Origin of the sequence: Nonomuraea sp. NPDC059023, from assembly GCF_042740095.1 — a bacterium.
Taxonomy (GTDB): Bacteria; Actinomycetota; Actinomycetes; order Streptosporangiales; family Streptosporangiaceae; genus Nonomuraea.
The window spans coordinates 1-3,020 of the sequence record NZ_JBHYIO010000117.1 but is presented as its reverse complement, the minus strand read 5'-3'; the positions used below and the strand labels follow the sequence as shown (position 1 = coordinate 3,020).

At 65.4% G+C, this 3,020-nt stretch carries 5 protein-coding genes; all 5 read left to right on the top strand.

Annotation, left to right across the window (positions count from 1 at the left end; all coding sequences use genetic code 11):
- Window positions 1-643: 643 nt before the first annotated feature.
- The 5 genes from ACFWYW_RS59215 to ACFWYW_RS59195 all read left to right on the top strand — a co-directional run bounded on the left by ACFWYW_RS59215 (window position 644) and on the right by ACFWYW_RS59195 (window position 2,996).
- Complete coding sequence (locus ACFWYW_RS59215) at window positions 644-1,558, top strand: Bro-N domain-containing protein (protein WP_379628226.1); 915 nt, start codon at window positions 644-646, stop codon at window positions 1,556-1,558.
- Between the two features lie 121 nt (window positions 1,559-1,679).
- Complete coding sequence (locus ACFWYW_RS59210) at window positions 1,680-2,159, top strand: hypothetical protein (protein ID WP_379628228.1); 480 nt, start codon at window positions 1,680-1,682, stop codon at window positions 2,157-2,159.
- Window positions 2,156-2,386, top strand: coding sequence for a hypothetical protein (locus ACFWYW_RS59205; RefSeq protein WP_379628230.1), 231 nt, complete (start codon window positions 2,156-2,158; stop codon window positions 2,384-2,386). Before ACFWYW_RS59210 ends, ACFWYW_RS59205 begins: the two co-directional genes overlap by 4 nt.
- On the top strand, window positions 2,383-2,706 hold the full coding sequence (locus ACFWYW_RS59200) for a hypothetical protein (RefSeq protein ID WP_379628232.1): 324 nt from the start codon (window positions 2,383-2,385) through the stop codon (window positions 2,704-2,706). Before ACFWYW_RS59205 ends, ACFWYW_RS59200 begins: the two co-directional genes overlap by 4 nt.
- A complete protein-coding gene (locus tag ACFWYW_RS59195; protein ID WP_379628234.1) occupies window positions 2,703-2,996 on the top strand; it encodes a hypothetical protein in 294 nt (97 codons plus the stop codon). Before ACFWYW_RS59200 ends, ACFWYW_RS59195 begins: the two co-directional genes overlap by 4 nt.
- The last annotated feature ends 24 nt before the right edge of the window (window positions 2,997-3,020 follow it).

Below are 3,020 nucleotides of genomic sequence, written 5' to 3'. Positions count from 1 at the left end.
CTCTCGACCACGAAGGTCGCCTCGAACTTGCCGACCTCGCCGCCGAGCCCGGCTCCCAAGGTGCAGGCGATGGGTGACCCTCTCTTCGTCCAGGCGATGGAGGCCGCTGACGCCCAGCTCGCGGCCGAGCACGAGGGCGTAGACGAGTGGTACCTGGGCCACCTGGACGACCACATCTACCCGACCTGCCCCGGCCTGACACGCTCTGGACAGCCGTTACGCCGCGGCGAAGGGTCTCTCTACCCAGAGGCCGGAGATGTGTGTGGCCTGTGCCTCATATGGTGGCGAGCCCGGAAGGCGAAGGAGGCTCCCGGTGTGTCCCGGTAGACGCTCCTGCTGGCCCACCTGCGGGTGCAAGAAGGGCGAGTATGCCCGGCGCCGGCGTAGGAGGAGTCACCTGCGGAGGCGGAGAATCTGATCTCGAATGCTGAGATGAGCGCAGTTGCGAGCACTTCTGATCAGGTGATCTACGCCGCGGTGTGATCCCGGACACGCCGCCATCCACAGGTGGATAAATCCGACTATGGCGCCCCGTAACCGATAAAGTCGGACTGGTGTTCGGCGCCATCGGGGGGCCGAACAAGCATGCCCTGACGATCGCGTTGCACCGACCGCCAGGGCTGCCGATCGCTAGGAGATCGACATGGCTAACCGTAGCCTCTTCGACTCGGACGATGAGCCACAGAAGGGCATCTCGGGGGAGATTCTTCCGTACGAGTTTCCGTTCACGGGCCAGCAAGTCCGCGCCGGGCTGATGGGAGACGAGCCCTGGTTCGTCGCCGCCGATGCCTGCGCCATCCTGAAGCACACCAACGCCACGATGGCCGTTAAGGGCCTCGACGAGGACGAGAAGCGGACGATAGAAAGGTCCAGCTCAGAAGCCCTAAGCTTCCCTGACCTCTTCGCTGACCTGCGAATTCAGTCCGTCACTCTCATCAACGAGTCCGGTCTCTACACGCTTGTGATGCGGAGCCACGTGCCAGCCGCAAAGGCGTTCCGTCGCTGGGTGACGCACGATGTCCTCCCTTCACTGCGCAAGGACGGACGTTTCGACATCCGCAAGGTCAGCCCTCGCGAACTGGCCCTCATGGTCATCGCCGAAGCTGACCGCGCCGACCAGGCCGAGAGCCGCGCCGTCACCGCCGAGTCCCGAGTTGCCGAACTGGAGCCCGCCGCTGCGCAGGCCGAGCTGTACGCGTCCGCTGACGGCCTGACCACCAAGCGCGCCTTCGCGCGCGATGTTCAGCAGTGGGCTTCGGCGCGCGGTGTGAAAGTCGTTCAGCAGCAGGTGTTCGACTTCCTCGCCCACATCGGGCTCATCACCCGCGTCGCGGGCAGCGAACACGACCAGGCGACCGCCCAAGCCATCAAGGATGGCAAGGCGCGGAACTCCACGAAGAAGGTGGAGATGCCCGACGGGACCATCATCAAGGTCAAGTACGGCAAGCTCACCTCGAAGGGCGAAGCGTACGCCTGGAAGAGGATCTACTCCGCGATCGGCGAGTACGGCACGCTCGACCTCAACGTGATTCGCCGCGTGGTCGTCCCCGCCGGATGACGCTGATCGCCGAGAACGGGACACTCCTAACCTAAACAAGGACAGGGGCGGACACTGCGCCTCCACGTAGCCGCAGACGACGTGGAGGCGCTTCGTCTGTCCGGGAGGGGAAGATGCGACGGTGAGCAACCCAGACGGCGTGCTGGCCGCGATCGACGCCTGCCTGGAAGACGCCCTCTCCGAAGACGCGATGAGGTGGGCGCCCGACGAGCCTGACCCAACAGCGTCAGGTGAGACACCATTCGCCGCATGGGCCCGCTTCATCGAGTACGCGCTGGCGCCGCGTTTCGAACTGGCCGGCTGGCAGCGTCACATGCTCCCTGGGGCGACGTGCACCACTTCTAACGCGCCTACCATCCGGTCTGTCGTAGATCTCGCAGCATCCAATCAAGGCATAGTCCAGGCGACTCGATCCTTCGCGGACGCCTTCGCGAAGACCCTCGAACCTCTTCGAGGAATCCAGGCGGCGCTCCACCGGCAGGCCAACCGCAACGACCGCAAGCATGTTCGTCGCTGCTCGATCTGCAACCCGCGAGGCTTCCCCAAGGGGATGAGCATCGACCGGAGCAGGTACCGCCAGCGCAGGAGGAACCGCCGATGAGCACCAGCACGTACCAGATCCGCTACCACCCCGACCTCGGCTGGTGGGACGGCCGCTACCGCGTCTACCTGGTCGGCCAGTACTACACGGGCCTGATCGGATGCGCATCTACCAAGTGGGGAGCACGCAGGCTCATTAAGTACCTCCTGGCCCGAGATGCGGTGTCGCAGGCGTACACCGTGGTTGGGTCCGTTCAAGCGCCAGCCCTCCCAGGGGAGCAGTGGTGAGCAGCCCAGACGGCGGGCACGAGTGCGACCGCCCAGAAGACGCGACGTACTCGCAGTGGCGGTGCCCCGCATGCGGTCAGTTGTGGGAGCCGCTTCCAGCCGAGCACGCCACACGTCCACGTCCCGCGCCGCTCGTCATCACCACGGACCGGATCATCCTGGTCATGTCCGCAGCCATCGGTGTGAGCATGCTCAGCACGTGGGCGCCAGAACTAGGACTGGACAGCGTCGCCGTGGCGGTAGTGGGCATGGCGGTGCTCGGCGTCGCGGTGGCGGTCGCGTACTGGCTCCACCGGCGCCAGCTGAGGAACCGCCGATGACCTCCACGATCGAACCGCTCATCGTCTACGACTGCAGCTCCCGGCAATGGCACGGCAACCCTGACGTCCTCGCCTGGATGCGGGCCGAAGGGCTCGACCCAGAGCAGGCATACCGGCTAGAGGTCTACCTCGTGGACTGCCCTTCTGCTCGCGTGTACGAGTACGACCGCAACGAGGCCGGTGAACGCTACCTGGTCGGCGACGACGCGGCACGGCGGGAGCCGTACGACGTGATCCTGTCCAGCCTGCCGCCTGACACGCCAGCCCAACCTGAGGAGAAACGCGGGTGAAGATCGCCGATCTCAAAGATCCCC